Origin of the sequence: Corynebacterium argentoratense (assembly GCF_021491455.1) — a bacterium.
Classification (GTDB): domain Bacteria; phylum Actinomycetota; class Actinomycetes; order Mycobacteriales; family Mycobacteriaceae; genus Corynebacterium; species Corynebacterium argentoratense_A.
In genome coordinates this window covers 215,540-239,919 of record NZ_JAKETN010000003.1, presented here as the reverse complement: position 1 = coordinate 239,919, position 24,380 = coordinate 215,540, and the positions used below count along the sequence as shown (strand labels likewise).

At 59.3% G+C, this 24,380-nt stretch carries 21 protein-coding genes; 9 read left to right on the top strand and 12 right to left on the bottom strand.

What is annotated here, in order from left to right; genetic code table 11:
• Positions 1–20: 20 nt before the first annotated feature.
• The 3 genes from lpqB to mtrA are packed head-to-tail and all read right to left on the bottom strand — an operon-like array spanning position 21 to position 4,097.
• Positions 21–1,757 (bottom strand): MtrAB system accessory lipoprotein LpqB, encoded by a 1,737-nt coding sequence (gene lpqB, locus L1C91_RS05540; RefSeq protein ID WP_234858372.1) that lies wholly within the window; start codon positions 1,755–1,757, stop codon positions 21–23.
• Positions 1,754–3,370: an MtrAB system histidine kinase MtrB gene (gene mtrB, locus L1C91_RS05535; protein ID WP_419178712.1), complete on the bottom strand. Its 1,617-nt coding sequence runs from the start codon at positions 3,368–3,370 to the stop codon at positions 1,754–1,756. Before mtrB ends, lpqB begins: the two co-directional genes overlap by 4 nt.
• A gap of 49 nt (positions 3,371–3,419) precedes the next feature.
• A complete protein-coding gene (gene mtrA / locus L1C91_RS05530; protein WP_234858371.1) occupies positions 3,420–4,097 on the bottom strand; it encodes an MtrAB system response regulator MtrA in 678 nt (225 codons plus the stop codon).
• Between the two features lie 187 nt (positions 4,098–4,284).
• Between mtrA and L1C91_RS05525 the strand changes: the two genes are divergently transcribed.
• Genes L1C91_RS05525 through L1C91_RS05510 form a run of 4 tightly spaced genes read left to right on the top strand, consistent with a single transcriptional unit; the run spans position 4,285 to position 9,826 of the window.
• Positions 4,285–4,743: a YbjN domain-containing protein gene (locus L1C91_RS05525; RefSeq protein WP_234858370.1), complete on the top strand. Its 459-nt coding sequence runs from the start codon at positions 4,285–4,287 to the stop codon at positions 4,741–4,743.
• 48 nt (positions 4,744–4,791) lie between these two features.
• Positions 4,792–5,274, top strand: coding sequence for a YbjN domain-containing protein (locus tag L1C91_RS05520; RefSeq protein WP_234858369.1), 483 nt, complete (start codon positions 4,792–4,794; stop codon positions 5,272–5,274).
• Entirely contained in the window at positions 5,274–7,088 is a 1,815-nt protein-coding gene (locus tag L1C91_RS05515; RefSeq protein ID WP_234858368.1) for an HSP90 family protein, read from the top strand. The genes L1C91_RS05520 and L1C91_RS05515 overlap by 1 nt, the downstream gene beginning before the upstream one ends.
• Positions 7,089–7,093: 5 nt before the next feature.
• Positions 7,094–9,826 (top strand): hypothetical protein, encoded by a 2,733-nt coding sequence (locus tag L1C91_RS05510; protein WP_234858367.1) that lies wholly within the window; start codon positions 7,094–7,096, stop codon positions 9,824–9,826.
• A gap of 25 nt (positions 9,827–9,851) precedes the next feature.
• Here L1C91_RS05510 and L1C91_RS05505 read toward each other — a convergent pair whose 3' ends face one another.
• The 6 genes from L1C91_RS05505 to L1C91_RS05480 all read right to left on the bottom strand — a co-directional run bounded on the left by L1C91_RS05505 (position 9,852) and on the right by L1C91_RS05480 (position 16,154).
• Positions 9,852–10,475: a dTMP kinase gene (locus L1C91_RS05505; protein WP_234858366.1), complete on the bottom strand. Its 624-nt coding sequence runs from the start codon at positions 10,473–10,475 to the stop codon at positions 9,852–9,854.
• Positions 10,476–10,477: 2 nt separating this feature from the next.
• Positions 10,478–11,962: an adenosylhomocysteinase gene (ahcY, locus tag L1C91_RS05500; protein WP_234858365.1), complete on the bottom strand. Its 1,485-nt coding sequence runs from the start codon at positions 11,960–11,962 to the stop codon at positions 10,478–10,480.
• Between the two features lie 211 nt (positions 11,963–12,173).
• Entirely contained in the window at positions 12,174–12,536 is a 363-nt protein-coding gene (locus tag L1C91_RS05495) for a DUF4259 domain-containing protein (RefSeq protein WP_234858364.1), read from the bottom strand.
• A 506-nt stretch (positions 12,537–13,042) separates the two neighbouring features.
• Entirely contained in the window at positions 13,043–14,257 is a 1,215-nt protein-coding gene (gene manA, locus L1C91_RS05490; protein ID WP_234858363.1) for a mannose-6-phosphate isomerase, class I, read from the bottom strand.
• Positions 14,258–14,282: 25 nt separating this feature from the next.
• The gene (locus tag L1C91_RS05485) at positions 14,283–15,662 is read right to left on the bottom strand and encodes a phosphomannomutase/phosphoglucomutase (RefSeq protein WP_234858362.1); all 1,380 of its coding nucleotides are present in this window, start codon (positions 15,660–15,662) and stop codon (positions 14,283–14,285) included.
• A 60-nt stretch (positions 15,663–15,722) separates the two neighbouring features.
• Positions 15,723–16,154: a DUF3499 domain-containing protein gene (locus tag L1C91_RS05480; protein ID WP_328219587.1), complete on the bottom strand. Its 432-nt coding sequence runs from the start codon at positions 16,152–16,154 to the stop codon at positions 15,723–15,725.
• Between the two features lie 87 nt (positions 16,155–16,241).
• Between L1C91_RS05480 and L1C91_RS05475 the strand changes: the two genes are divergently transcribed.
• The gene (locus L1C91_RS05475) at positions 16,242–16,670 is read left to right on the top strand and encodes a metallopeptidase family protein (protein WP_234858360.1); all 429 of its coding nucleotides are present in this window, start codon (positions 16,242–16,244) and stop codon (positions 16,668–16,670) included.
• A 66-nt stretch (positions 16,671–16,736) separates the two neighbouring features.
• Here L1C91_RS05475 and L1C91_RS05470 read toward each other — a convergent pair whose 3' ends face one another.
• The 3 genes from L1C91_RS05470 to L1C91_RS05460 form a co-directional block, all read right to left on the bottom strand.
• Entirely contained in the window at positions 16,737–17,042 is a 306-nt protein-coding gene (locus L1C91_RS05470; RefSeq protein WP_328219586.1) for a WhiB family transcriptional regulator, read from the bottom strand.
• A gap of 454 nt (positions 17,043–17,496) precedes the next feature.
• On the bottom strand, positions 17,497–18,576 hold the full coding sequence (locus L1C91_RS05465; protein ID WP_234858359.1) for a nucleotidyltransferase family protein: 1,080 nt from the start codon (positions 18,574–18,576) through the stop codon (positions 17,497–17,499).
• Between the two features lies 1 nt (position 18,577).
• Entirely contained in the window at positions 18,578–19,486 is a 909-nt protein-coding gene (locus L1C91_RS05460) for a glycosyltransferase family 2 protein (protein ID WP_234858358.1), read from the bottom strand.
• Between the two features lie 73 nt (positions 19,487–19,559).
• Here L1C91_RS05460 and L1C91_RS05455 point away from each other — a divergent pair, with 73 nt between their 5' ends.
• From L1C91_RS05455 to L1C91_RS05440, 4 genes are all read left to right on the top strand, one after another.
• Positions 19,560–21,251, top strand: a complete 1,692-nt coding sequence (locus L1C91_RS05455; RefSeq protein WP_419178711.1) for an LCP family protein — start codon at positions 19,560–19,562, stop codon at positions 21,249–21,251.
• A gap of 54 nt (positions 21,252–21,305) precedes the next feature.
• A complete protein-coding gene (locus L1C91_RS05450; RefSeq protein ID WP_234858357.1) occupies positions 21,306–21,947 on the top strand; it encodes a TIGR03089 family protein in 642 nt (213 codons plus the stop codon).
• 13 nt (positions 21,948–21,960) lie between these two features.
• Positions 21,961–23,022, top strand: a complete 1,062-nt coding sequence (locus tag L1C91_RS05445; protein WP_234858356.1) for an ABC transporter ATP-binding protein — start codon at positions 21,961–21,963, stop codon at positions 23,020–23,022.
• Positions 23,023–23,107: 85 nt separating this feature from the next.
• A complete protein-coding gene (locus L1C91_RS05440) occupies positions 23,108–24,376 on the top strand; it encodes an ABC transporter substrate-binding protein (protein WP_234858355.1) in 1,269 nt (422 codons plus the stop codon).
• Positions 24,377–24,380: the final 4 nt, after the last annotated feature.

Genomic DNA, 24,380 nt, shown 5'->3' with positions numbered 1-24,380 from the left:
TGCTTAGCTGTCTGCATAGCCTAGCTGCCCACAACGGGGACCGCACGGACCCCCTGCAGCGCTGGAACCTCCCGCCAGAACGCAGTCGTGGGGCTGTTAATCGGAAGCTGCAGCACAGCCCGAGCATCCGTGACGTACAGCGTGTTAGCGCTAGCAGCAACCGCAACAACAGGTGCCGTGATATTTCCTGAAGGCAACTGCGTCACAGCAGAGCCGTCCGTCTCCACACGCCAAATAGGTGCGTCCTGGTTAGCGGTACCCACCACCAAGGACCCATCCAGCTGCCACGCAACGGACACCACCGTATTGTCCAACGAGGGAGCAATATCGATGATGTTCGCAATCACCCTCTCGCCAGCACCGGGGTGAGAAATCACCGCTAAGTAGACCTTCCCGCCAATAACCATCGCAGCCCAAACACCGGTAGGGCTTAGCTTCAACATGCTGATAGACGACCCCTCGCCGCCCTCACTGTCGGGCTCGAGCAACCCCTCAATCTTCGTGGCGTCAACCTCTGATTGCGATAGTTCATTCGTCGACGTCGACCGTGCCACCCTAGCGATGGTGCGCCCATCGAGAACCGTCCACAGAGCAGTCGCGTGGCTTTCAAAACTGGGTTGGGTTAGTGTCCTGGCCTGCAGCACGCTTTCCACCGAACCATTGACCGCGCCAGCTACCAGGGTCGACTGCCTACCGGCACCCTCACCATCAACGATCACGCCCGCGACGTAATCACCAGAAATATCGGCGGTTTCCACCCTGCCCGAGCTTCCCAATGTGCCCGCAACGGGCGTCAGAGTGGAGGAATCCACCAGGGTCAGCGAACCATTGCCCACCGCATACAAGGGGCTGACGGACCCGGACGTCGCATTGGGGTTGTATTCCGCGACGTCATCGATCGTCAACACGGGAGCCTGCGGGTCCAAAGGCGTGCCGTCGAGTTCAATGTTGTAGGGGCCTTGCGTCCCAGACTTCGCCAACGTCCACAGCACCTGTGCCGCGAAACGGTGACGTGCTTCGGCGCTCAGGTCCGCGAAACCATTGAAGCGATACACACCGTTGTCGTTGCCTACGAAGGTCGCACCGACGGGCACCTCAGTGGTGACGCCCGCAGCAATCGGCCCCTTGGGCCCCTCCACCAGCAGGGACAGCAGAGAAGTGTCCATGGATTTTTGCCCCTTGTAGACCCACCGGCGGTCCCGCACGAGCATCTTCTGGTTCGGATCGAAGAAGAACAGTTCTTCGGGGCTGTAGTTGTTGCGCAACTCGACGCGCTCAAACACGGTGCCGGCGGGCAGAGAGTCGATGCGCCACTCCCCATCCACCTTGCTGAGCTGGATTTCCGCCTCGAAATCACCGTGGTCGGGGCTGAACACACCACCGGGTCCGAGTGCCCCGACGACGGTTCCACGCACCACATAGCTGATCGCATTCGGGGTGGCCCCGGGTTTAGCGTTGAGGTCAATGCGATCCAAAATCAGTGTTGACGCCGCGTCGTCCCAGCGCCGCGCAGCGTCCGGTGTCAGGAAGGCGCGGGCCGCTTGGTGATTTTGGGTCGGCTTGCCGGAGGCCGCGAAGAAGGCTCGCAGCAGCAGGTCGGGTTCCTGTCCGGCTACCGGCGCGATGGCTTCCTCTGTTGGGGTGGAGCGCACAAAGCTGCGCAAGGCTTGAGGCTCGGTGTAGCTGGGCAAGCTGGTGCAGCTGCTGAGGGCCAGTGTGCTCGCTGCGACTAAGGCTAGGGTGCTGCGGCCGGTCATGATTGTCCTCCCGTAGGGGCGCTAGTGTCCTCGGTGTTGGGCGGCAAAGCTGGTGGAACCACGAGTTCCAGGGGCACCGTTCCGATGGCTGCTCCCGGAGTAATGGGAAGCACCAGTCGGAACATCGAGCCCACACCTGGTTCGCCGATTGCATCAACGAACCCGCCGTGCAGGGCTGCGTCTTCGTGGGAAATAGCCAGCCCCAACCCTGTTCCGCCAGAGTGCCGCTTGCGGGAAGGGTCGGCGCGCCAGAAGCGGTTAAACACCAAATCTTCTTGTCCCGGTTTGAGGCCCACGCCATGGTCTGCGACGGTGACCGCCACGGCGTCATCACTGCTGGCTAGCGTCACCTCGACGGGCTTGGCTTCGCTGTGGTCGATGGCGTTGGCCAAAAGGTTACGCAGGATGCGCTCGATTCGCCGGGCATCGCCGACGAGCGTGACGGGGTGCTCCGGCACTGTGAATTCGACGGCCACTCCAAGTTCTTCGGCCAGGTGCTCGGTCTGTTGCCAGGCAGAACTAAGCACATTGCGGGCGTCGATGCTTTCTTCGGACAGGTCGGCCATTCCGGCGTCATGCCTGGAAATTTCGAGCAGGTCTGCCAACAGGGATTCGAAACGGTCGAGTTCGCGAACCATCAGTTCGGACGCACGCGCCGTGTAAGGGTCGAGTTCGTCTTTGTTATCGGCGATCATGTCAGCTGCCATGCGCACCGTAGTCAAAGGTGTGCGCAGCTCGTGGGAGACGTCCGATGTGAATTGGCGCTGGAGGTTGCCGTAGTCTTCCAGCTGCCGGATCTGCTTGGATAGGCTTTCGGCCATCGCGTTGAAACTCATGGCGAGCCGAGCCATTTCGTCTTCGCCCTCAACCAGCATGCGTTCCCGGAGGTGGCCGGCGGCGAAGCGTTGCGCGATGCGGCTAGCGCTGCGCACAGGGACCGTCACCTGTTGTGTAAGCAACCAGGCGATGCCCACGAGCAAAACCACCAGCACCACTCCACCAGCAGACAGTAGGCCACGCATCAGTCGCATGGTGGCTTCTTCATTTTCCAAAGGCAACACCAAATACAACTGCAGACCAGCAATTTCTGATTCTGTCGGCGTACCAATGATCAACGCTTTAACCGTGTTGCCTTCAGTACGGTTGATCGTGGTGTACATGTAGGAGATCTGCCCCTGGGAGACAAACTGCCGCAATTGCTCCGGGATGCGGTAGCCGTCAGGGGATGTAGTGATTCGCCCATTTTGGTCAACTAACAACACAGGCTCGAAAACTGCACCAGCTTCGGGCCCAGTGGCCGCTTTGTTGGTCAATGCGGCCCGGGCAGAGTTAAGCCGCACAGGAACAGAGTTAGAGGAGTCCGTGGCGTTGATCTGTTCCTGCACAGTCTGACGTGCGCGGTCGATTTCGGAATTAGCGATGTCCAGTTTGGAGTCCGCTAGGCGCTGGGCGACGATACTGATCATCGCGAACCCGAGGATGAGCACCACCGTCAGCGATGCGGACACGATGGTGCCGATCACCCGGACTTGCAGCGAGGTGCGCCATGCATGGGATGCCCGGTGGCCAAGCCGCTCGATCAGATGGCGGATGCGTCGGAAGAAACTCAACACTGTGTTTAGCTCACACGTTAAGAATGTGGGGCACTAGACGTCGCGTCGCTTAGGCGCGCACCGTTTTGTAGCCCAGTCCACGGACGGTCAGCACGATCTGCGGGTTTTCCGGGTCGCGTTCCAATTTCGCGCGCAGGCGCTGGACGTGAACGTTGACCAGGCGCGTGTCCGATGCGTGGCGGTATCCCCAGACCTTTTCCAGTAGCTCTTCGCGGCTGAATACTTGGTTGGGTTTGCGGGCCAGGTGCAGCAGCAGATCAAATTCGAGAGGCGTGAGGGGGATTTCTTTACCGTCACGCTTAACGATGTGCCCAGGAACGTCGATGGTTAGTTCGCCAAGTTCGATCAGTTCGCTGGGGGTTTCCTCGATGCGGCGCAGACGTGCGCGGATCCGGGCGATGAGTTCCTTGGGCTTGAACGGCTTGTTGACGTAATCGTCTGCTCCGGATTCCAACCCCAAAACCACGTCAACGGTGTCCGTTTTTGCTGTCAACATGACGATCGGGACGGAGGAGGTTTTGCGGATTTCGCGGCAAATGTCAATGCCGTTCATTCCGGGAAGCATGAGGTCTAGCAGGATGAGGTCGGGTTGTTCCCGTTCTGCTGCGGCGACTGCTTCGGCACCATCGGTGATCGCGACGGTCTCGAAGCCCTCTGATTGCAGGACAAGCGTCAGCATTTCGGAGATCGCGGGATCGTCATCAACTACCAATAGTTTCGGACTCATGGCCTCTATCTTTGCACATTTATCGACTGTGGGGCTGCCGTCGTGCATGCGGCAGCGCCGTGCTGCGTCACACACACCAGCAAACCGAGGAGTTAGGCACCTTAGCCTGTACTATCGTTAGCACACTCACGGTCCGTGATCCTAGTTGTCTCGTCACGGTTCGCGATCGCACCGAAAGGACAGTGCAATGGACCAACCAGCGGCCACAGCTCAACGAATCATCAAGCTACTGGAAGAAGCAGAACTGCTCTACAGCGTCGACGATGATGGTGAAATCCGAGTCGCGTTCGATGCTTTCTCCTCCTGGTTTAGCGTCCGCGACACCATTATTCGTTCCTATGCCTACCTTTCCGGGGAGATTCCCCGAGAGCTGCTCGACGATGCCCTAATGTTCGCCATGGAATGCAATTCGGACCACGTATGGGTCAAGTCGATTGTTCTTAATTTCGAGGACGCTGGCCTAACGGAGGCTGATGCGCCGACCCCCGAGGGGTTGCCGATTGCTCTAGAGTTCACCTCCCCTGTGGCCGAAGGGATGTCTACTGACCAACTGAGGTCGTTGATTCAGGCCACGCTTGCTGGCTTCACCCAATGTGCTGAACGCTGGGCGGAACGGTTCCCAGAGCATATAAGCGCAGCTGAATAGCTCCCACCTTGGTTTGGGCCCCTTTTTTCTATCACGAAGGATTTTTCGATGGCTTGGTTTAAAAACGCGGCAGCTGGCGCCCCGACCCCTGTCACGCTCACTCGTCTTGCAGGGGCACTGGACCGCATTGACTTCACGTATGACTTGTCTAAGGACCAGATCGACACTGGCTTCAACGGTTTTCCGATGAAAATGTCGCTCGTTGGCGACGGCGCATTCATTTTGGCTGAGGCCTTCGCCCTGGACAAGTATTTGCCGAAGGATCGCTTCTCTGAGGCTGTACGCTGGGCGAACTCCTGGAACGCCGAGGCTGTGTTTGGCACTGCCCTGCCGATCCTCACCGATGATGACATTGTTGCGTTGCATGTGGACGTGTCGGTTCTTACTGCCGAGGGCGCTACGGATGAACAGCTGGATACCAATCTTGCAGCTATTCTTTCTGGGCTCGATCAGACGATTGATTCCTTTTCTGAGGCTTTTGGCTTCCCACGGGATGTGTTTGGCGAAGATCAGTCCGAGTCGGAGGGTTAATGTCCTCTAATTTTCGTGTGGACTTGTCGGGGGTTGTGGAGCTTCTGTCCCGCAACCTGTATTCGGGTCCGCGTGTGTTTGTTCGCGAATTGCTGCAAAACGGCGTGGATGCGATCACTGCGCGTCGTGAGCTACAGCCGGATTGCCCGGCGCGGATTCGCTTTATTCTGTCTGGTCGCACCTTAACGGTGATCGATTCTGGGGTGGGTTTGACCGCCGACGAGGCCGCGTCACTGTTGTCAACGATTGGCGCTTCGTCGAAGAAGGACGAGTTTGGTCTGAGCCGTTCGGATTTTTTGGGCCAGTTCGGTATTGGTTTGTTGTCCTGTTTTATGGTTTCGCCTTCGATCGAGGTGTTTAGCTCTAGCGTCCGCGCTGCTGAGCCGGGCCTTATGGGCATTGTCCGTTGGGTTGGTTCTTCGGACGGCACGTGGACGATTGATGACGCCGCGTCGGTCGCTGTGCCTGCGCACATTGAGTCTGCGTTGGCGGACGGGGGCACGGCGATTGTGCTGGAGGGTTTCCCGGGCGAGCAGTTGTTTAGCCTTGCGGCTTTGCGCGACGTCATTATTTCTTATGGGCGTTTCCTTGAGGTTGACGTGACTCTTGAGGGGGGATCGGAGGTTGAGCACCTGGCGTTGCAGCGTGCGCCGTGGGAGATGGCTCCTGCGAGTCGTGCGCAGGCGACGTGGTGTGCGGAAAATTTTGGTTTCATGCCTTTCGCTGCGATCCCTTTGGATGTTCCGGAGGCAGGTTTTAGGGGCGTGGCTTATGTGTTGGAGTCGGGGGCTAATCCTGGGCATGTGATGCGCCATCAGGTGTATCTGCGGCGGATGTTGCTGGGATCTTCGGTTACGAGCTTGTTGCCGGATTGGGCGTATTTTGTACGCGTTGTGGGCAATGCGGAGTTTTTGAAGCCCACGGCCAGCCGCGAGGATCTTTTTGATGATGACCTGCTGGAGTTCACCCGCCAGGCGATCGGTGAGCATGTTCGCGTGTGGTTGACCCAGTTGGCGGCGCAGGAGCCTGCGATGTTCAAGGCTTTTACTGCGCTGCATATTAATGGTTTGAAGTCTTTGGCGTTGACTGATCGGCCGACGCGTGAGTTGTTGTGCCGCACGGTTCCGTTTATGACGACGCTGGGTGCGATGACTGTGGGGGAAATCATCGATGCTTATGGTGGTGTTCGTTATGCGAGTACGGATGATCAGTTCCGCACGATCGCGCCGATTGCTGCCGCCAATGAGGTGTGCGTGCTCAATGCTGGGTTCGCGTTTGATCAGGAGCTCATTGGCCAGTTGGCTTTGGATTATCCGCAGGTGCGTTTTATTGCGTTGCGTCCGAGTGAATTGTTGGGGGTGTTGTCCTCGTTGCCTCCGGATGAGGAGGCCGAGTTGATGCCTTTTGTTGATGCAGCCTCGAAAGCTTTGGCTGGTCAGAATGTTGAGGTGTCGGTGCGCCGTTTTGAGCCGGGGACGTTGCCTGTGCTGTTTTTTCCGGATGGTGACGTCGCGGGGGCGCGGGTGGAGGGGGACGCCGCGGCGTCATCATCGCCTTTGTCTGCGTTGGTGGAGTCTGCGGCTTCGCATCGTTCCCCGCAGGCTCGGGTGAGCTCGCCGCAATTGGTGTTTAATGCCCATTCGCCGGTGGTGTTTGAGATGGCTGGGGCGGTGGATCGTCCTGAGGTGTTGGACAGTGCTGTGCGTGGCTTGTACGTGCAGGCGTTGTTGGCTGGGCGTCATCCGATGGATAGTCAGGTGCGTTCGTGGTCGACGAGTGTGTTTAGCACGTTGATTAGTCGTGCGTTGAAGTAAGCGGGTTGGGCCCGGCGACAGTGTGGCCGGCCGCCAATGGTGTTGAGGAAGGTGTTGTGATGGTCACTGGTCCGGGGCGTAGCCCGCAGCTACAGGAGTTGTTTGATAAGGCGCACATGTTGCCTTTTGGTCCGGCGTGCTCGGCCGCGTGGGCGCAGGCGGTGACTGCCGCGCAGGATGAGGGCGATGATCCTTCGACGGTGGAGGCGTTGCTGCAGCTGGTGTTGGCGTACACGATGGGTGGGCGTACGGACCGCAGCTTGGCTCCGTTTGTGCAGTTGGATGCGTTGTACCGTTCGAAGCCGGAGGTGTTTAGTGATGAACAGCTGAATAGTTTCGGCTGGGATTTTAAGTATGCGTTGTCGGCGGTTCGCGGTCTGCCGTCTGTTTCTTGCGAGCAGTGGGAGATGCTGCTGGAGTCGATGAGGGAGTTTTATGTGGCGCAGGGGGAAAGTCTGCGCCCTTACTATTACCGGCGGGCTTCCTATGCGTGGGATATGGGCGACGAGGAGGGCTATAAGGAGTTCCATGCGCGCTGGAGGGCGGCTGCTCGTGGCGAGTTGTCGGATTGTGCTGGCTGCGAGCCTGCATTCGACATGATGTATGCGTTGCGCATGGATGATGTTGACGCCGCAGTGGTTGCGGGTGAGTTGTCTTTGGCGAATGCGGATAACGCCTGCGATCGCAACCCGGAGGAAACTCTGTCGTTGATGATGGAGCCGTGGTTTATGCAGGGCCACGATGGGCGCGCGTGGGCTGCGCATTGCCGTTCGTATCGTCGTTTTCAGCAGAATTCTGCTGATTTTGATCAGTTGGCTTTGCATTATCGTTATTTGGGTTTGTCGGGCCTGTTGCGACCGGAGAGGCTCGAGCGCGGGGTGGGTATTTTGCTGCGTCATCTTCCGTGGTGGTCGGAGGTTGATAGTGCTGATTCTCTGATGGATGCTGCGGCGGATGCCGCGGTTTTGCTTGCGTGTATTCCGCCAGGTGAGCAGGATCAGGTGCTCAATGTGACCCTTCCCGGTAGCTCGTTGCCGTGGTGCGCGCGTCCTGATGTGCCGCAGCCGACCGTGCGTGTGGCTAGGCAGTGGTTTAAGGACCTGGCTTTAGATCTAGCTGATTTGTTCGATGCGCGTCCGGGTCATCCGAATCCGGGTGTGCATCGGCGTCGGGTGTTGGAGGCTTTGACGCTTCCCGCCCGTGATGAACTTCCCGAGATCCGAGATGTGGCTTCGCCTGATGGTGTGGTCGACGTGTCGGGTGTGTTTGATCCTCAGGCTCGTGGATTGGGCATGTCGGGCGCCTTAATTCTTGATGATTCGCCCAAAGCAATTGAGGATGACGCCGCGGGGGATGATGAGCCTGCGAAGGTGCCGTTGCGTTTCCGTGGGCCGTGGAATGAGTTGTCGCTGGCGGAGTTGAAGGTCCGGGATGCCGCTATTAATGCGGTCCATCATTGCGATGAATACACGGTGTTCGGTGTCCTTGCGGAGCAGCGTGAAGCGTCGGATTTGATCGAGGCGCGTCGGATCGATCTGGATGCGGCTGCTGCTGCGCTTCCTCCGGAGTTCGCCCAGGTTGATCCTGCGTTTGAACTGCTTGCACGCTCCGATAAGCATTTGGAGGCGGGCGAGTTGGTTGAGGCTGCCACGTTGGCGGATCAGGCCACCCGGATGGATTCCATCGATCCGATCGGGGTGCGTTTGTCCGCGTGTGGGACGTTGGCGATCGCGGCGTCATCTGCTGGTTATCCGGAGGAGGCTGTTGAGGCTCATCGCGAGGCGATCAATGTGGCTGCGGCGTTGGGGGCGCCGTTGATCCAGGCTCAGATTGCTGCCCGCTTGGCTGATGACTTGTTGGGTCTGCGGCGTTTTTGGGAGGCTGAGGAGGTCGCGAACAACGGCCTCGACGCGTTGGAGCGTTTGTTCGGTGCTAGTTATCCTGCGATCGCCATGCCCGTTGCTGCGGCGTTGAATGTGTGCGTTGCGGCTGCTAGCGCTTCCGTGGACCAGCATGGGACGGCGGCTCGTAGTTTGGAAAAGGCCGCGGTGTTGGCTTTTGAGCATGTGGCTTTGGCGGATGCGAGTGAGGAGGTTCGTCAGGAAGCGCGCGGTTCTGCTGCCCGTCATTTTGATGACGCCGCGTCGGGTTACAACCAGGCAATGATGTATGAGGATGCGGTTCGGTGCCGTCATCGTTGCGTGCAGATGTCTGTGGAGCGGTTGCGTGAGGTGTTGAAGCAGCACAGCACTGCTGGGGGCGCTGATGCTTCGGAGCAGTCGCGCTCCCCAGAAGTTGCGGATGCTGTTCGCAACCTCGCTTCTGTGCGCAGCCGCTATGGCAATGATCTCGCCGAGGCGGTGAGGGCTGGCCACGTTGAGCATGCCGCGACGTTGGACGAGGTGATGGAGCAGCAGCGGGTGCATCTACTCACCTATGCGGATGTGTTTGAGCGGAGTCCACGGTGGCTGGAGGCCGATTGGTTGCGGGATCGTGCGGTGCAGTTTTTTGTGATGAATCAGCACATTTCATCCGCGGATGCGCAGCGGGCGGCGATCGAGGCGTTTACTGAGCTAGGCGATCGCTCTGAGGTGATCGATAGTTGGTTGGGCCTTGCACACATGTACCGGGCTCGTGGGGAGTTGCGCCAGGCGCACGCCGCTGCCGAGGAGGCCGCAGCCCTGGGCAGTCAGGAAGCATCCCGGTTGGCTGCCCAGATTGCCCAGGAGATGGAGTGATCCCCTGGTCGGTTCGGGCGGCCGACTAAAGCTGGGCGATGTATTCGGCGACCTCGCGGGGGTCGGCGTCTGGGTGCGCGCTCATCCAGGATCCGTACCAGTTGTCTGCAGCTAGCCTGCAGTAGGCATCCAGGGTGCGTTGCTGCAGGCTACTGTCGCTTTCGTAGGCGTCGAGAGCTCTGCTGACGTCGGCTTCTGCCCGGTGTTGGGCGCGCTGGGCAGCCAGATCGGCATCGGTGTCGAGGAGGATCGTCAGGTCCGGGGCGGGCAGGCCGAAGCGACCGAACTCGAGGTCTGCGACGAAGTGTTGCCCTTCGACGCTGTCGAGCCGTGCTGCTGTGTAGGCGGCGTTGCTTGCGACGTAGCGGTCGAGCAGCAGCACATCGTGTTCGTGCGGGCCTCCGGCTGCGTAGGACAGCAGGGTGTCTTTGTAGCCGTAGCGGTCGAGCGCGAACAGTAGTGCCATCGCGTGGATGGAGTCGACGGTGTCACCGAGCTTGTGCTTGAGTGCGTCGGCGGCGAGGTCAGCGTGCAGTGTGCCGTACCTGGGGAAGGCTTGAACGCTTACTGGTCGATCGATGAGTTCCGTCAGTGCACGCACGAGGGTGTTTTTACCCGCGCCGTCGATTCCTTCAATTGCGATGATCATGTTTAGTAGCGGTAGTGCTCTGGTTTGTAAGGTCCGGCAACGTCGACGCCGATGTATTCGGCTTGTTCCTTCGTCAGTTCGGTGAGGGTTCCGCCGAGTGCTTCGACGTGGATGCGCGCGACCTTTTCGTCGAGGATCTTGGGCAGGCGGTAGACCTGCTTGTCGTACTTGTCGTGGTTGTTGAACAATTCGATTTGGGCGATCGTCTGGTCGGCGAAGGAGGTCGACATGACGAAGCTGGGGTGGCCGGTGGCGTTGCCCAAGTTCAGCAGGCGACCTTCGGAGAGGACGATGATGGCGGTGCCGTTGGGCAGGATGAACTCGTCGACCTGTGGTTTGATCTGCACGCGCTGGACGTCGTCGCGGTGCAGCAGGGAGTGCATGTCGATTTCGTTGTCGAAGTGGCCGATGTTGCCGAGCACGGCGTGGTCTTTCATCTTCAGCATCTGTTCGAAGGTGATGATGCCCAGGTTGCCGGTGGCGGTGATGACGATGTCGGCATCGGCGATGGCGTCGTCGACGTGGACGACGGGGAAGCCGTCCATGAGTGCTTGGAGGGCGTTGATCGGGTCGGCTTCGGTGACCTTGACGCGGGCGCCTTGGCCTGCCATGGCTTCGGCGCAGCCCTTTCCGACGTCGCCGTAGCCGCAGATCAGCACGCTCTTGCCGCCCATGAGCATGTCGGTGGCGCGGTTGATGCCGTCGATCAGGGAGTGGCGGGTGCCGTATTTGTTGTCGAACTTGGACTTGGTGACGGCGTCGTTAACGTTCATTGCGGGGAAGGGCAGGGTGCCTTCCTCTGCGAAGTGGTAGAGGCGGTGCACACCGGTGGTGGTCTCTTCGGTGACGCCGCGAACGGTTTCTGCGATGCGGCCCCAGCGGCCGGGTTCACGTTCGAGGACCTCGCGCAGCATGCCAAGGAAGGCGATGTGTTCGTCGGAGTCATCGGCGGTGGCCTCGGGTACGCGGCGGTCGTTTTCGTATTGGCGTCCGCGGATGACGGCCATGGTGGCATCGCCGCCGTCGTCGAGGATCATGTTGGGCAGGATCTCGTTGCCGTCGGCGTCCGAACCCCAGCTGAAAATTTGGTCGAGGCACCACCAGTATTCATCGAGGGTTTCACCCTTCCACGCAAAGACCGGCACACCAGTGGGTTGCTCGACGGTGCCGTCACCGACGACGACTGCTGCGGCAGCCTCGTCTTGGGTGGAGAAGATGTTGCAGGAGGCCCAGCGGACTTCAGCGCCCAGTGCGGTGAGGGTTTCAATCAGCACGGCCGTCTGGACGGTCATGTGGATGGAGCCTGCAATCCGGGCACCTTTGAGGGGCTGTTCCTCGGCGTATTCGCGGCGCAGCTCCATGAGGCCTGGCATTTCGTATTCGGCGAGGCGGATCTGGTGGCGTCCGGCGTCGGCGAGGCTCAGGTCGGCAACCCGGAAGTCTGTGAATGCGTTCGGGTTGGTGCTGGACTGCGTACCGTGGGGCACAGGGGTCTCCTTCGAGGTTGAGTGTCAAGATGTGTCTTCTTGGGTTCGTGCCAAGCGTCGTGATCGATTGTAGTGGCCTGCTGGCCGCACCGAAGCACCCACCAATAAATCTTAAAAAGCAATAAGTTTTCTTATTTTTCTTTAAGTTTTTTCGGCATGGTTTTAAGTTTGGTGGGCGCGGTGGCCCCTGCATTTCACCCTCGGCCGGGGCCTAACTCAGGGCCTCGATGTAAGTCTCGATGTCGACATCCATGTCAACGTTTTCCAGTAGCTCAAGTGCAGCCTCATTGAGCGCTTCATCGCCGTGGCCGATGAGCTGACGAATGAAGGGGTACTCCTCGACAACATCACCCGCGCTGTAGGGTGCACCTGCCCAAATGGCTGCGATTGTCGCGGCACAGAGCCCCCGAACATAGTCCTCATCCTCATTGAAGTCTGCGCCCGCTTGACCTTTGGCCAAGGTGCATGCGTCGAGGATTGCTTCTACCTGATCGTCAGGGTCGAGTGTGTCGAGTTCGTCGAGAAAATATACCGTTGCTTCCTGACGGAAAATGGTGTCGTCCCACGCTCCCATTGAGCTGCTCTCTTTCGCTTTCTTTTAGCCTGTTCGAGCGTTACGCTTCTATGCAGGTATGCACTTCATGGAAGACCGCACCGAATCTGAGGTTTTTTTAATAATTCTCTTAGGGTCGTGCGCGGTGTTCCACGGCCGCTTTCCTGGCTGTCACAACCAGGGTACGCCTTTCGAAGTCCGCATGAGTACGACAGCCACTTGATCCACTACAGCCACCGAGACAACCACAACCAATCCCCCGCCTGTTTTTAGCAAGCGGATCATAGGAAAGGACCTGCAGGAGAAACAGCCATCGAGGTCGAGGTTAACGCCAGCGACTCCCCTATTTACGACGAAGTCGCAGCAGAGCTATCCTTCACCGCCGATGACTCAACGGCTGAGGATTTGCCCGATACCGCGAGCGACGACGCCTAAACATCCCTCCTCGAATACCAAAAAGGTTGGTCGGGGCCACACAATGAGGTGGCCCCGACCAACCTTTTGCATATTGCTAGAAACAGGCCGTTTTAGGCATGTGTCGCAACAAACACCTGCCCGCTGCCCTCGAGCACAACCTGTGCGTTTCCAGCTGGAATCCACGCGGCCTGACCGGCACGTAGGTCCAGAACCGTCGCGGCGTCATCAGCCTTCACAGTGCCCTCGGTGCACACGATGATCGTCGGGGTACCCGTAGGCACCTCCCAGCGACCATCCAACTCGACACGTGTCAGCGCAAACTCATCAATCGGAACCGGGTAGCGGACGATACGGGCACCCCCCACCACGGACTCTTCACCCGCCAAACGGGCGTCCTCCAAGGTGTCGAAGTTCAGCACCTTCACCAACTCCGGCACATCCACGTGCTTGGACGTCAACCCGCCGCGCAACACGTTGTCCGAATTCGCCATGATCTCCACGCCCAAGCCCCGCACGTACGCATGCAGGTTCCCGGCATCCAAATACAGAGCCTCGCCGGGCTGCAAGGTCAACTTGTTCAGCAGCAACGCACCCAAAACACCCACGTCTCCGGGGTACATCTCGTTGAGCTCAACAATGTTGCTCAAGGCTTCACGCATCCACTGCGGAATTTCACGCGCAGAATCATCCAGCACCGCACGCGCACTAGCCACCACCGCGTTGATCAGCTCGACACGAGCCGCAGGGGGGATGGTGATCCAGGTGGTAAACAACGCCCGAACGTTATCGCTAGAATCCTGCGCTACCGAATCTGTGGGGGTATCCGGCAGCAGGGAACGATAGCGCTCAAGCTCGGGGCACGCCAGCACATCAAACAGTTCGTTAGTCAACGGCACCGGGCGGAACCCTGCCATGGCCTCGAACTCGCTTAGAGCGACGATCAACTCAGGCTTGTGGTTGTCGTCTTTGTAGTTACGGTGCGGTGCGTTGAGGGCAATTCCCGCTTCGTTTTCACGGGCATAGCCCTCTTTCGCCTGCTCCCGGGAGGGGTGTGCCTGCAAAGACAACACCTCATCGGCAGCGAGCAGCTTGAGCAAAAAAGGCAGCCCCTGGCCTTGATCGGCCATGTCCCCCAGGCTATGGGTGGGGTCCTCAGCGATGACGTCGATCAGCGTGCGCTCCCCCACCAATGAGGGAGCAAGGGGATGCGCCCCGAACCACATTTCTGCTTCGGGGTGGTCAGTGGGTTCTGCCCCACGCAAGCGTGCCAAAGCTGTGCGGGAGCCCCACGGGTAGTTGCGGACAATACCAGTGAGCAACTGCATGTGTGTCTTAACCTTTATGGTGTATTTAGGCGCGGATGATGCCCAGAATCTCTTCGACGAGAGCATCAACCTGCTCAGGTGTTTCGCCTTCAACATTGAGGCGCAGCAGCGGCTCGGTGTTGGAGGCACGAATGTTGAACCAAGCGGGAGTGCCCTTGAGGTCCACCGTGACGCCGTCGAGCGTGTCTGTGGACTCGATGCGGTCGGCGAACGCATCAAGCACGGCCTGGGTGCGCTCCACCCCAGCCTCTGCGCTGGCCAGGCGAGAATTAAGCTCGCCGGATGCGACGTAGCGTTCGTAGTCTTTCATCATGACGCTCAGCGGTTGCTCCTGGCTACCCAAGGCAGCCAGGACGTGCAGAGCGGCCAGCATGCCGGAATCCGCGTTGAAGAACTCACTGAAGTAATAGTGGGCGGAGTGCTCGCCGCCAAACACTGCGCCGGTTTCGGCCATCTGCGCCTTGATAAAGGAGTGGCCGACGCGAGTGCGCACAGCGGTGCCGCCCTTTTCGGCGATCAGCTCGGGCACGGCCTTCGAGGTGATCAGATTGTGGATGATGGTGGCACCGGGGTTGTCGGCCAAGTAGCGTTCGGCGACGATGGCGCACACAGCAGAGGGGCTGACGGCCTCGCCGCGTTCATCGACGACGAAGCAACGGTCGGCGTCACCATCGAAGGCGAGGCCGATGTCTGCTTTTTGCTCGACGACAAAGCGCTGAAGATCAACCAGGTTGGAGGGCTCCAACGGGTTGGCCTCGTGGTTGGGGAAGTTGCCGTCGAGTTCAAAGTACAGGTCGACGATCTCGATGGGCAGGCCCTTGAAGACCTCCGGAACAGTTAAGCCCGCCATGCCGTTGCCTGCATCCACGGCGACCTTCAACGGGCGAATGTTGCGCAGATCGACCAGCTCGCGCAGGTATTCAGCGTAGCTGCCGAGCATGTCGCGGTCTTCGATGGTGCCTGGGGTGGACTCGTAGGGCTCCACGCCCTGGACTAGGTCGTCGATGATGGTCTTCAAGCCGCTGTCTTGGCCAACGGGGCGGGCACCTGAGCGGCACATTTTGATGCCGTTGTATTTCGCGGGGTTGTGGCTAGCGGTGAACATGGCGCCGGGGCACTCCAGCACACCGCTGGCGTAGTAGAGCTCGTCGGTGGATGTAAGACCGAGGGCAATAACGTCTAGCCCTTGGCTTGCTACGCCCTCGCCGAAGGCTGCGGACAGCTTGGGCGAGGAATCGCGCATGTCGTGGCCCACCGCTACGACGCGGGCACCTTCGTTTCGCATGAGACGGCCGAAAGCCGCTCCGGTTTCACGCATGAAGTCGGCGTCAAAACCATCTTCGCCGACGACACCACGGACGTCGTAAGCCTTAATGACGGCCTCGACGGATTCGCGAGTGCGCATTATTCTCCTCAAATATGGGACGATTGACCACACTAGCCTAGTAGGTTGTGGCTAGGTTGTTTAATCCTCGTCCGAGGACACCAGGCGAAGATGGCCGCGTTCGCCCTTGCCGGAGCGTGTGCTCGGGTCTTTGGTGGCGTTGCGATCTGTGCTTTGTTTCGCGTTGTGTGCGGGGTGGCTACTGCGGTACTCGGTTGCGGGGCTGTCGGCGACCAAACCACTGGGGTGACGTACAGCTTCGCGCACTGCCTTTGCTAGCGCCGTGAGGTCATCGTCATCGTCGTCGATGGTGATGTCGTCTACTCGGAGGAGCTCCCATCCAAGGGGGGCTGTAATTTTTTCGGCGTGGTGCTCGCAAAGGTCCCAGCTATGGGGTTCACTTGTCGCAGCCAGGGGGCCGACCACTGCTGTGGATTCGGCATAGGCGTAGGTGAGCGTCGCTACGGCGGGTTTGCCGCAGCCGGGGCGGGAACAACGTCGGAATTGACTCACGTCCACCAAGTCTAGACCTGAAGTTGAGAGTCTACATTCGGCGCGCCGAACACTGCCCCGACCGGTTGCCGGTTTAACCTTGAGCCCATGAGAAATCGCCATGGTGTCCGGGGGCCAGTTCTGCCCCAAACCGTGCCGATATATAAAAGCCGAAGCGATCTTTTTGACGCCGCGGTGCTGGAGGCTTACGGCCCGATCGCTCGGAAATTTCCGCAACAGCTGGAATCTATTGACGTCGCGGTGGATATGATCCCCCGCATGCGCTTCATGGAGATCTATCCCGAGGAGGTAATCTCTGATGGCCCTGTGCCATTGGGGCGCGTTATCCCTGCGGGTGTCGACCATCGCGGTAAACCCACGCGTGCGCGTTTGGTTGTCTTCCGGCAGCCCATAGAGCAGCGGTGCACCGACTCAAAAGAGCGAGCCGAGTTGTTAACCTACGTGCTGACGTCCCTCGCAGCGACATATCTTAACGTTGACCCCAGCGTCATCGACCCCGATTTTGAACGCTTCTAGCCCCACCGGGCAGACCCACCCCCTGGTAAAGACATAGAAAAACCCGCAGTGGCTGCGGGTTTAATTTTAGGAAATCTGCTTTTTCAAACGGCGGCGTTCACGCTCAGAGAGTCCGCCCCAGATTCCGAAGCGCTCATCATTAAGTAGTGCGTATTCGAGGCATTCGTCGCGGACCGAGCAGGCTTGGCAAATGCGCTTGGCCTCGCGGGTGGAGCCGCCTTTTTCTGGGAAGAAAGCTTCTGGGTCTGTTTGCGCACAGAGTGCGTATTCCTGCCACTCTTGCTCGACAGCCTGGAACAATGCGTCCATTCTGGCCGCACCTCCAGTAGTGCGTGCACTACGGAGAGATTCGTCGTTTGCAAAGTCTTCCACGAACGCTCCTCGCTCCTAGTCGGGAAACCCAGTCTCTACCGAATCCTTTGATCACATGCCGATCGGGCGGGCGGTCAATATCAGCGATAGGTTTATCAACATCTAGTGGAGCCAGTCTACATATAAACCAGCTCTGTTACACAAATGTGATTACACACCCCCAGGGGGCGACGCGTCAAGGAAAAAAGACAACCTTCCCCAAAACCTGGGGGAATGCCACCGCGTCGAGTTCACAGCAGTCACACAAGCCCCAAGAGAAACTTTTTTGCACTTTCCCTGAAGGGTAGCGTCGCCACCCGGGGGTAAAAGCAGGGGCACTACATATAGTGGTGCCCCTGAATAAAAAATCAAGATACAGATGCTAGCAATTTATCCGATCTTTTAGGGAAGCCATCGGCAAGCCGACAGCATCACGCAAGAAAGACCGCAGGGCGCGACAAGCCAGCACCCAGGTTTAAGCGTCCGTGCTGAAGCGAATACCTGCGTCCGGAATGACAACCCCGGGCCACACGCGCATCCCGTTGCGCAACTCGCAACGCGCACCAATCTGCGCGCCTTCACCGATCACGGCGTCAACAATTCGCGCGTTAGCGCCAATGTGCACGCCAGAAGAAATAATCGAATCCTTGATGTAGGCTCCGGGCTCAACCGTCACGCCGTCAAAAATGACAGAGTCATCAATACGGCAACCCGCACCGATCTCCGTGCCACGGCCAACCGTCGTACCACCCAGAAGCCAAACGCCATCCTTCACACCGGCAGCCGCATCCACAAGGCACTCCCCCGTGCGGCCCTCCAACAGAGGAGACGGCGCAATACCGCGAACCAGATCAGAGCTACCCCGGACGAAATCCTCCGGCGTACCCATGTCACGCCAGTAAGCGTTATCGACATAGCCAAATACGCGGGCGTCTTCTTCCAACAGACGCGGGAACACTTCGCGTTCCACGCTCACCACGCGGCGCGCAGGAATCTGCTCAATGACAGAACGGCGGAACACATAGCAGCCGGCATTAATCTGATCGGTCGGCGGATCCATCGTCTTTTCCAAAAACTCAAGAACACGGCCATCACAATCAGTCGGCACGCAACCAAACGCGCGCGCATCAGGCACCCGGACCAAATGCAAGGTCACATCCGCCTGCTTTTCCTCATGGGTAGCGAGCACCTTCGACAGATCAGTACCCCCAAGCACATCACCGTTAAAGACCATCACATTGTCGTAACGCAAACGGTCATAAACATTACGGATCGCCCCGCCCGTGCCCAGCGCTGTTCCCTCAACGACATACTCGATCTCGAGGCCGAGCTCGGAACCATCGCCAAAGTACTCTTCGAAAACCTCGGCACGATAGGAGGTACCCAGCACAACGTGGGTAATCCCCGCAGCTTTAATGCGGCCAAGCAGGTGCTTGAGAAAAGGTGCGTTAGCGACCGGGAGCATCGGCTTCGGAGTCGACACGGTCAACGGACGCAGCCGCGTGCCCTTCCCGCCGGCCAAAATGACAGCGTCGGTACGCGATGCAATATCCATCTCAATTTCTCCTTAAAGTCCTGCGAAGCCGTGCAGAGGCAACAGCCAAGGTTGCGCGGCACTTCAAACCCAACCACAACGCGGCCCTCAAGGGAAAGTGCCACACGGCTGGGTAGCGGTCCGCCTGAAAACGATACGCGCTCTCATGGTGCGCCGGCAGCATCAACTCCGGATGCTCACCAGCCACATGTCCCTTTGCATGCTCGATAACAGAGGAAGGAACAAACACATTCGACCAGCCCGCGCGGCCGAAACGATCCCCCAAATCGACATCCTCCATGTACATGAAGTAGCGCTCGTCGAAACCACCAATCGCCTCAAAGGCATCCCAGCGCACCAACAAGCAGGAACCCGACAGCCATCCGGCCTCATGCTCCACAGTCATATCCTGGTCGGCCTTGTACGCCCGAGTCCACGGATTCGATGGCCACACCCCAGACAACAACGCATGCCCAATACCATTGCCCAACGTCGGCACCGCGCGCGCCGAAGGATACGCGCTGCCGTCCTCTTCCTTAATATATGGGCCGAAAGACGCGGCGCCCGGGTGCCTCGACGCGGCGTCAATAAGCGCATCAATGCTTCCGGGGGAAAAGAGCACATCCGGGTTTGAAATGAGGAAAAACTCACCGTCAACCTCACCACGCTCGACCCGAGGCTTCAAAGAACGCACCGCACAGTTAATGGCCGCACCGTAACCAATGTTGCTGCCCGTCGGCAGAAACTCAGCCCACTGGTAGCGACGCTCGGCAGCCTCCGGGGAACCATCCACCGAACCATTGTCAGCCATCACGAGCAACACATCCCGCGCGGTCGCCTCGGGAATAGAGGAGGCGAAGGCATCCAGGTACTCACCCGGAGAATAGGTGACGGTCACGACCGCCAAAGGTGCTTTCGAAGGGTTATTCACCCTTCACAGCGTATAGACTCCCGCGGCGATGTTTAAGCTAACCCGGCCTAAACCGGCCTGCACTGTATACTCCATGTGTCAACCGCACCGCCCTAGCCGCGGTAGCAGAACACAGCACGACCTGGAGACTTTCACCGTGAGTGACGACCGCCCCACCTCCCAACGCCGGACACGCGCCATCCAAGCGCCACCGTCCGTCGACGCTGCGGTGCGACAAACCGGCCCGAAAGGCGTGCGCGCTGTCCTCGCATTCCTCGCCGTCGTCGTACTTGCACTATCCGGTTTCGGCTACTCCGTTTTCGGATCGGTCACCAACACCGCCCACGACCTCAGCCTCGGCGGGGGCAAGGGCTCAAAGTTCGGCCACGCAGCAGACGGCGCCTTGGACATCTTGCTCGTCGGCATCGACTCCCGCACCGACGCTCAAGGCAACCCCCTGTCACCGCAAGAAATCGAAATGCTGCGCGCGGGCGACGAGGAAAACGAAAACACCGACACCCTCATGGTCATCCGCGTACCCAACGATGGCTCCTCCGCCACCGCGATCTCCATCCCCCGCGACACCTATATTCACGACGACGAGTTCGGCAACATGAAAATCAACGGTGTCTACGGGGCACACAAGTCGGATAAAAAAGCAGAGCTCTTTGATTCCGGCCTCACCGACGAAACCAAGCTGGAAAACCAATCCAAGCAGGCCGGCCGCCAGGCATTGATCAGCGCAATCAGCGATCTGACGGGCGTCACGGTCGACCGCTATGCCGAAGTTGGTTTGCTGGGGTTCGTGCTACTCACCGATGCTGTTGGCGGCGTTGAAGTCTGTTTGAACGAGGCCGTCAACGACGAATTCTCTGGCGCGAATTTCCCCGCCGGCCGCCAGCGACTCAACGGCCCGGACGCCTTGTCTTTCGTTCGCCAGCGCCACGGCCTTCCGCGCGGTGACCTCGACCGCATCGTCCGCCAGCAGGTCTACATGGCATCGCTGGTCAATTCCGTACTGTCGGCAAACACGCTGTCTAATCCCTCGAAGCTCAACGAGCTTGGTGACGCGGCGCGCCGTTCGCTGACCATCGACTCTGACTGGGACATCATGGGCCTGGCCACCCAATTGTCGAACCTCGCCGGCGGCAATGTTCAGTTCAACACCATCCCGGTGACCAGTATCGATGGTGTTGGCGACTATGGCGAGAGTGTCGTCACCGTGGATTCTGACCAGGTGCACGAGTTCTTCCGCGATCTGCTCGGCCCCAAGGAGGAGGCAGAGCAGACAAACGACAAGAACAACAAGGCAGATAAGGAGGACGCCCCCGCCGACCCGATCCTGGGCTTGGATGTGCACGTCCTTAACGCTTCCACCACCACGGGAATGGCCTCGCGCATCGGCACCGCGCTGCAGAAGAAGGGCTACCAGATCGGGGATATTGGAAACGCCCCCGCTGGGTTGTATACCGAAACACAAGTGCTCACCGCCGACGCGGACGATCCCCTGGTCAAAGACCTCGCCCGCGCGCTGGGTAACGTACCGATCGTCGTCACTGGCTCGCTGGAAAAGGGCGAGGCTGTGGTTGTCGCGGCAGCTGACTACGACGGCCCCATTGCCAACGACCACAAGGTCGCAAGCTCTGAAGAGTTCCAGGCTGTCGACGATTCCGCCACTAATGGCAGCGCCGGTAGCGGGACGGTTGCTGGCATTCCGGGCACAGAGGAAGAGATTGTCTCTCCCACCATCAGCGCTGGTGGCGACGGCCCACGCTGCGTGAACTAGCCCTGCATGTAGTCCGGCGGGGCATGGGGACGCCCCGCAACTAAGCTGTGATGCATGAGTTTCCTCAGCCATCTAGATGACCTCAGTACGCCTCGCCTGACGGTGTATAACGAAGTTGACGGCAGCCGCCTGGATTTTTCCGGCGCCACCCTGGACAACTGGGCCTCCAAAGTGGCGAACATGCTGCGCGACGAATACGACCTCGAACCGGGCGATAGCGTCGGGATGCTGCTGCCCAACAGCTGGGCCTATGCCGTGGTCGCCCTTGGTGCGCTGAAGGCGGGCATGCGCATTGTTGATCAGCCCCAGGCACTGACGTTTATCAGCGCCCAGGAGGTTGACACGTTTTCTAGTGATGACGCCGAGATGGTCGCCGTGGTCAGCGATCATCCGCTGGGCTTAGGGGTCACCGAAACTGGCGGTTCGCTGCCCCAGTGGGCCGAGGATTTCTTCCCCCTCGTGCGTACGTATCCCGACCACTACCCGCATGAGTGCCAACCGTTACCTGATCTTGTCAGGACGACGAGCGACCGCGTTGGGCAGCGCGTGCTGTCCTGTGGATGGTCGGACGCGGCGACATTCCGCGACGTCATTATCCTTCCGATTGCTGCGGGTGGTTCAGCGGTGAGCGTGCTTAGTGATGGTGAGGTCAGCGAGCAACGCCTGCGCCACATCCGCGAAGCTGAAAAGTGTTGATACTCTAAAGCACATGGCTGAAGTGCGCTTCGACAATGTCACCATCCGTTACCCCGGGGCGGACTCCCCCACCGTTGAGGGGCTTAATCTGTCGATACCCGATGGGGAGTTTCTGGTGTTGGTGGGCCCATCCGGCTGCGGAAAGTCCACCTCACTGAGAGCTATCGCGGGTTTGGAAGAAGTGGAATCCGGCGCGATCTACATCGATGGTGAAGACGTCACCGGGTGGGAACCTGCCCAGCGGGACATCGCCATGGTGTTCCAAAACTATGCCTTGTATCCACACATGACTGTGGCTGGAAACATGGCCTTCGCCCTCAAACTCGCGGGTGAAGACAAGGCCGTGATTGAACGCAAGGTCGCGGAAGCCGCAGAGCTCCTGGGCTTGTCCCCCTATCTCGACCGCAGGCCTAAGGATTTGTCCGGTGGGCAGCGGCAGCGTGTCGCCATGGGACGCGCAATCGTGCGTAATCCCAAAGTGTTTTTGATGGACGAGCCCCTGAGTAACTTGGATGCGCAGCTACGCGTGCAGACCCGCACCGAGCTGGCTGCATTGCAGCGCCGCCTGGGCACCACCACCATTTATGTCACCCACGATCAGGTTGAGGCCATGACGATGGGTGATCGTGTGGCTGTGCTCAAGGACGGAGAGCTTCAGCAAGTAGCGCCGCCGCGTGAACTCTACGATCGCCCGGCCAATGCTTTTGTGGCGTCTTTTATTGGCTCGCCGTCGATGTCGTTGATGCCCTCCGAGCATCCCTCTCTTGGCCGCGTCATCATGGGTGTGCGCCCGGAGCATGTGCGCGTGGTGGATCCCAGCGCTGCTGGCGCACCTGCCGCCTCTGCCGGCGACGGGTCTGATGTGGTTTCCCTCGACGTCGTTGTCGATATTGTGGAGGAGCTAGGTTCCGAAAGCTACGTCTATGCCCACCCATCCGGGGGTGCGGACGTCACTATCGTGGCGAAGCTGCATTCTGGCCCCTCACCTGCGCCGGGCACTGAGCTGCAGTTTAAGTTCGATCGTGCACACGCACACTTCTTTAACCCCGAAACCGGTGTCCGGGTCGACGCCTGAAGCTAAGCTTGCTCACAAGCATCCATTTAGCGGCGCCTAGGTCACACGACCATGGTTGCCGCGCGTCGAGTGGGAAGAAGAACCTATGAAGACCAACCGCAAGATGTTCCGCGCCGTCGCAGCCACCACCCTCGTGGGTGGACTGTTCCTCGCTGGTTGCTCCAGCGAGGACAGCAGCTCTGCTCCCGCAACGGACAGCAAGGCATCCGAAGGCACTGCGGACCGCGGCCCCATCACCTTCGCGATGGGTAAGAACGACACTGACAAGATCATCCCGATCATTGAAAAGTGGAACGCAGAACACCCTGACGAAAAGGTTGAGCTCAAGGAGCTCGCCGGCGAGGCTGACGCCCAGCGCGAAACCCTTGTCCAGTCCCTACAGGCTAAGAAGGACGACTACGACGTCATGGCACTCGACGTCGTCTGGACCGCAGAGTTCGCCGCTAACCGGTGGATCGCTCCCCTGACCGGCGACCTCGAGGTAGACACCAGCGATCTGCTGCAGCCGACTGTTGACTCCGCCACCTACAAGGACACCCTCTACGCCCTGCCGCAGAACACCAACGGCCAGTTGCTGTTCCGCAACACTGAGCTAGCCCCCAACGCTCCGGAAAAGTGGCAGGACCTGGTCGATGCTTGTGGCGAGGTTAAGGACAAGGACTGCCTGCTGCTCCAGCTCAAACAGTACGAGGGCCTGACCGTCAACGCCACCGACTTCATGGAAGGCTGGGGCGGCAGCGTCCTCGATGGTGAAGAAATCACCGTCGATTCGCCTGATTCCCAGGCTGGCCTCCAGGCTCTGGTCGATGGCTACAAGGATGGAGTCATCGCCAAGTCCGCCACCGCCACCACCGAGGAAGAAACCAACCTTGCGTTTGTGGCCGGCGATACTGCCTTCGCCATCAACTGGCCCTACATGTACGACAACGCTGTCGAGTCTGAGGCCACCAATGGCAAGTTCGAAGTCCAGCCGCTGGTCGGTAAGGACGGTGTTGGTACCTCCACCCTGGGCGGTTACAACAACGCCATCAACGTCAACTCCAAGCACAAGGCAACCGCTCTGGACTTCATGAAGTTCATCGTGAACAAGGAAAACCAGACTTCCTTCGCCGAGGCTGCTTTCCCGCCGGTGTTGGCAAGCATCTACGACGACAATGCTCTGGTTGAGAAGTTCCCCTACTTGCCTGCCCTGAAGACCTCCCTGGAAAACGCTGCACCGCGCCCGGTGTCTCCGTTCTACCCGGCGATCTCCAAGGCTATTCAGGACAACGCTTACGCCGCTATCACTGGTGACAAGAGCGTTGACGACGCCACCAAGGATATGAAGGCTGCGATCGAGAACGCATCCAAGTAGCGTC

What these genes read in the sequence shown, in the direction of transcription:
- lpqB (WP_234858372.1), bottom strand. Translation starts at nt 1,757, where the DNA reads ATGACCGGCCGCAGCACCCTAGCCTTAGTCGCAGCGAGCACACTGGCC.
- mtrA (WP_234858371.1), bottom strand. Translation starts at nt 4,097, where the DNA reads ATGAGTCCGAAACTATTGGTAGTTGATGACGATCCCGCGATCTCCGAA.
- L1C91_RS05525 (WP_234858370.1), top strand. Translation starts at nt 4,285, where the DNA reads ATGGACCAACCAGCGGCCACAGCTCAACGAATCATCAAGCTACTGGAA.
- L1C91_RS05520 (WP_234858369.1), top strand. Translation starts at nt 4,792, where the DNA reads ATGGCTTGGTTTAAAAACGCGGCAGCTGGCGCCCCGACCCCTGTCACG.
- L1C91_RS05515 (WP_234858368.1), top strand. Translation starts at nt 5,274, where the DNA reads ATGTCCTCTAATTTTCGTGTGGACTTGTCGGGGGTTGTGGAGCTTCTG.
- L1C91_RS05505 (WP_234858366.1), bottom strand. Translation starts at nt 10,475, where the DNA reads ATGATCATCGCAATTGAAGGAATCGACGGCGCGGGTAAAAACACCCTC.
- L1C91_RS05495 (WP_234858364.1), bottom strand. Translation starts at nt 12,536, where the DNA reads ATGGGAGCGTGGGACGACACCATTTTCCGTCAGGAAGCAACGGTATAT.
- manA (WP_234858363.1), bottom strand. Translation starts at nt 14,257, where the DNA reads ATGCAGTTGCTCACTGGTATTGTCCGCAACTACCCGTGGGGCTCCCGC.
- L1C91_RS05485 (WP_234858362.1), bottom strand. Translation starts at nt 15,662, where the DNA reads ATGCGCACTCGCGAATCCGTCGAGGCCGTCATTAAGGCTTACGACGTC.
- L1C91_RS05475 (WP_234858360.1), top strand. Translation starts at nt 16,242, where the DNA reads ATGAGAAATCGCCATGGTGTCCGGGGGCCAGTTCTGCCCCAAACCGTG.
- L1C91_RS05465 (WP_234858359.1), bottom strand. Translation starts at nt 18,576, where the DNA reads ATGGATATTGCATCGCGTACCGACGCTGTCATTTTGGCCGGCGGGAAG.
- L1C91_RS05455 (WP_419178711.1), top strand. Translation starts at nt 19,560, where the DNA reads ATGTGTCAACCGCACCGCCCTAGCCGCGGTAGCAGAACACAGCACGAC.
- L1C91_RS05450 (WP_234858357.1), top strand. Translation starts at nt 21,306, where the DNA reads ATGAGTTTCCTCAGCCATCTAGATGACCTCAGTACGCCTCGCCTGACG.
- L1C91_RS05445 (WP_234858356.1), top strand. Translation starts at nt 21,961, where the DNA reads ATGGCTGAAGTGCGCTTCGACAATGTCACCATCCGTTACCCCGGGGCG.
- L1C91_RS05440 (WP_234858355.1), top strand. Translation starts at nt 23,108, where the DNA reads ATGAAGACCAACCGCAAGATGTTCCGCGCCGTCGCAGCCACCACCCTC.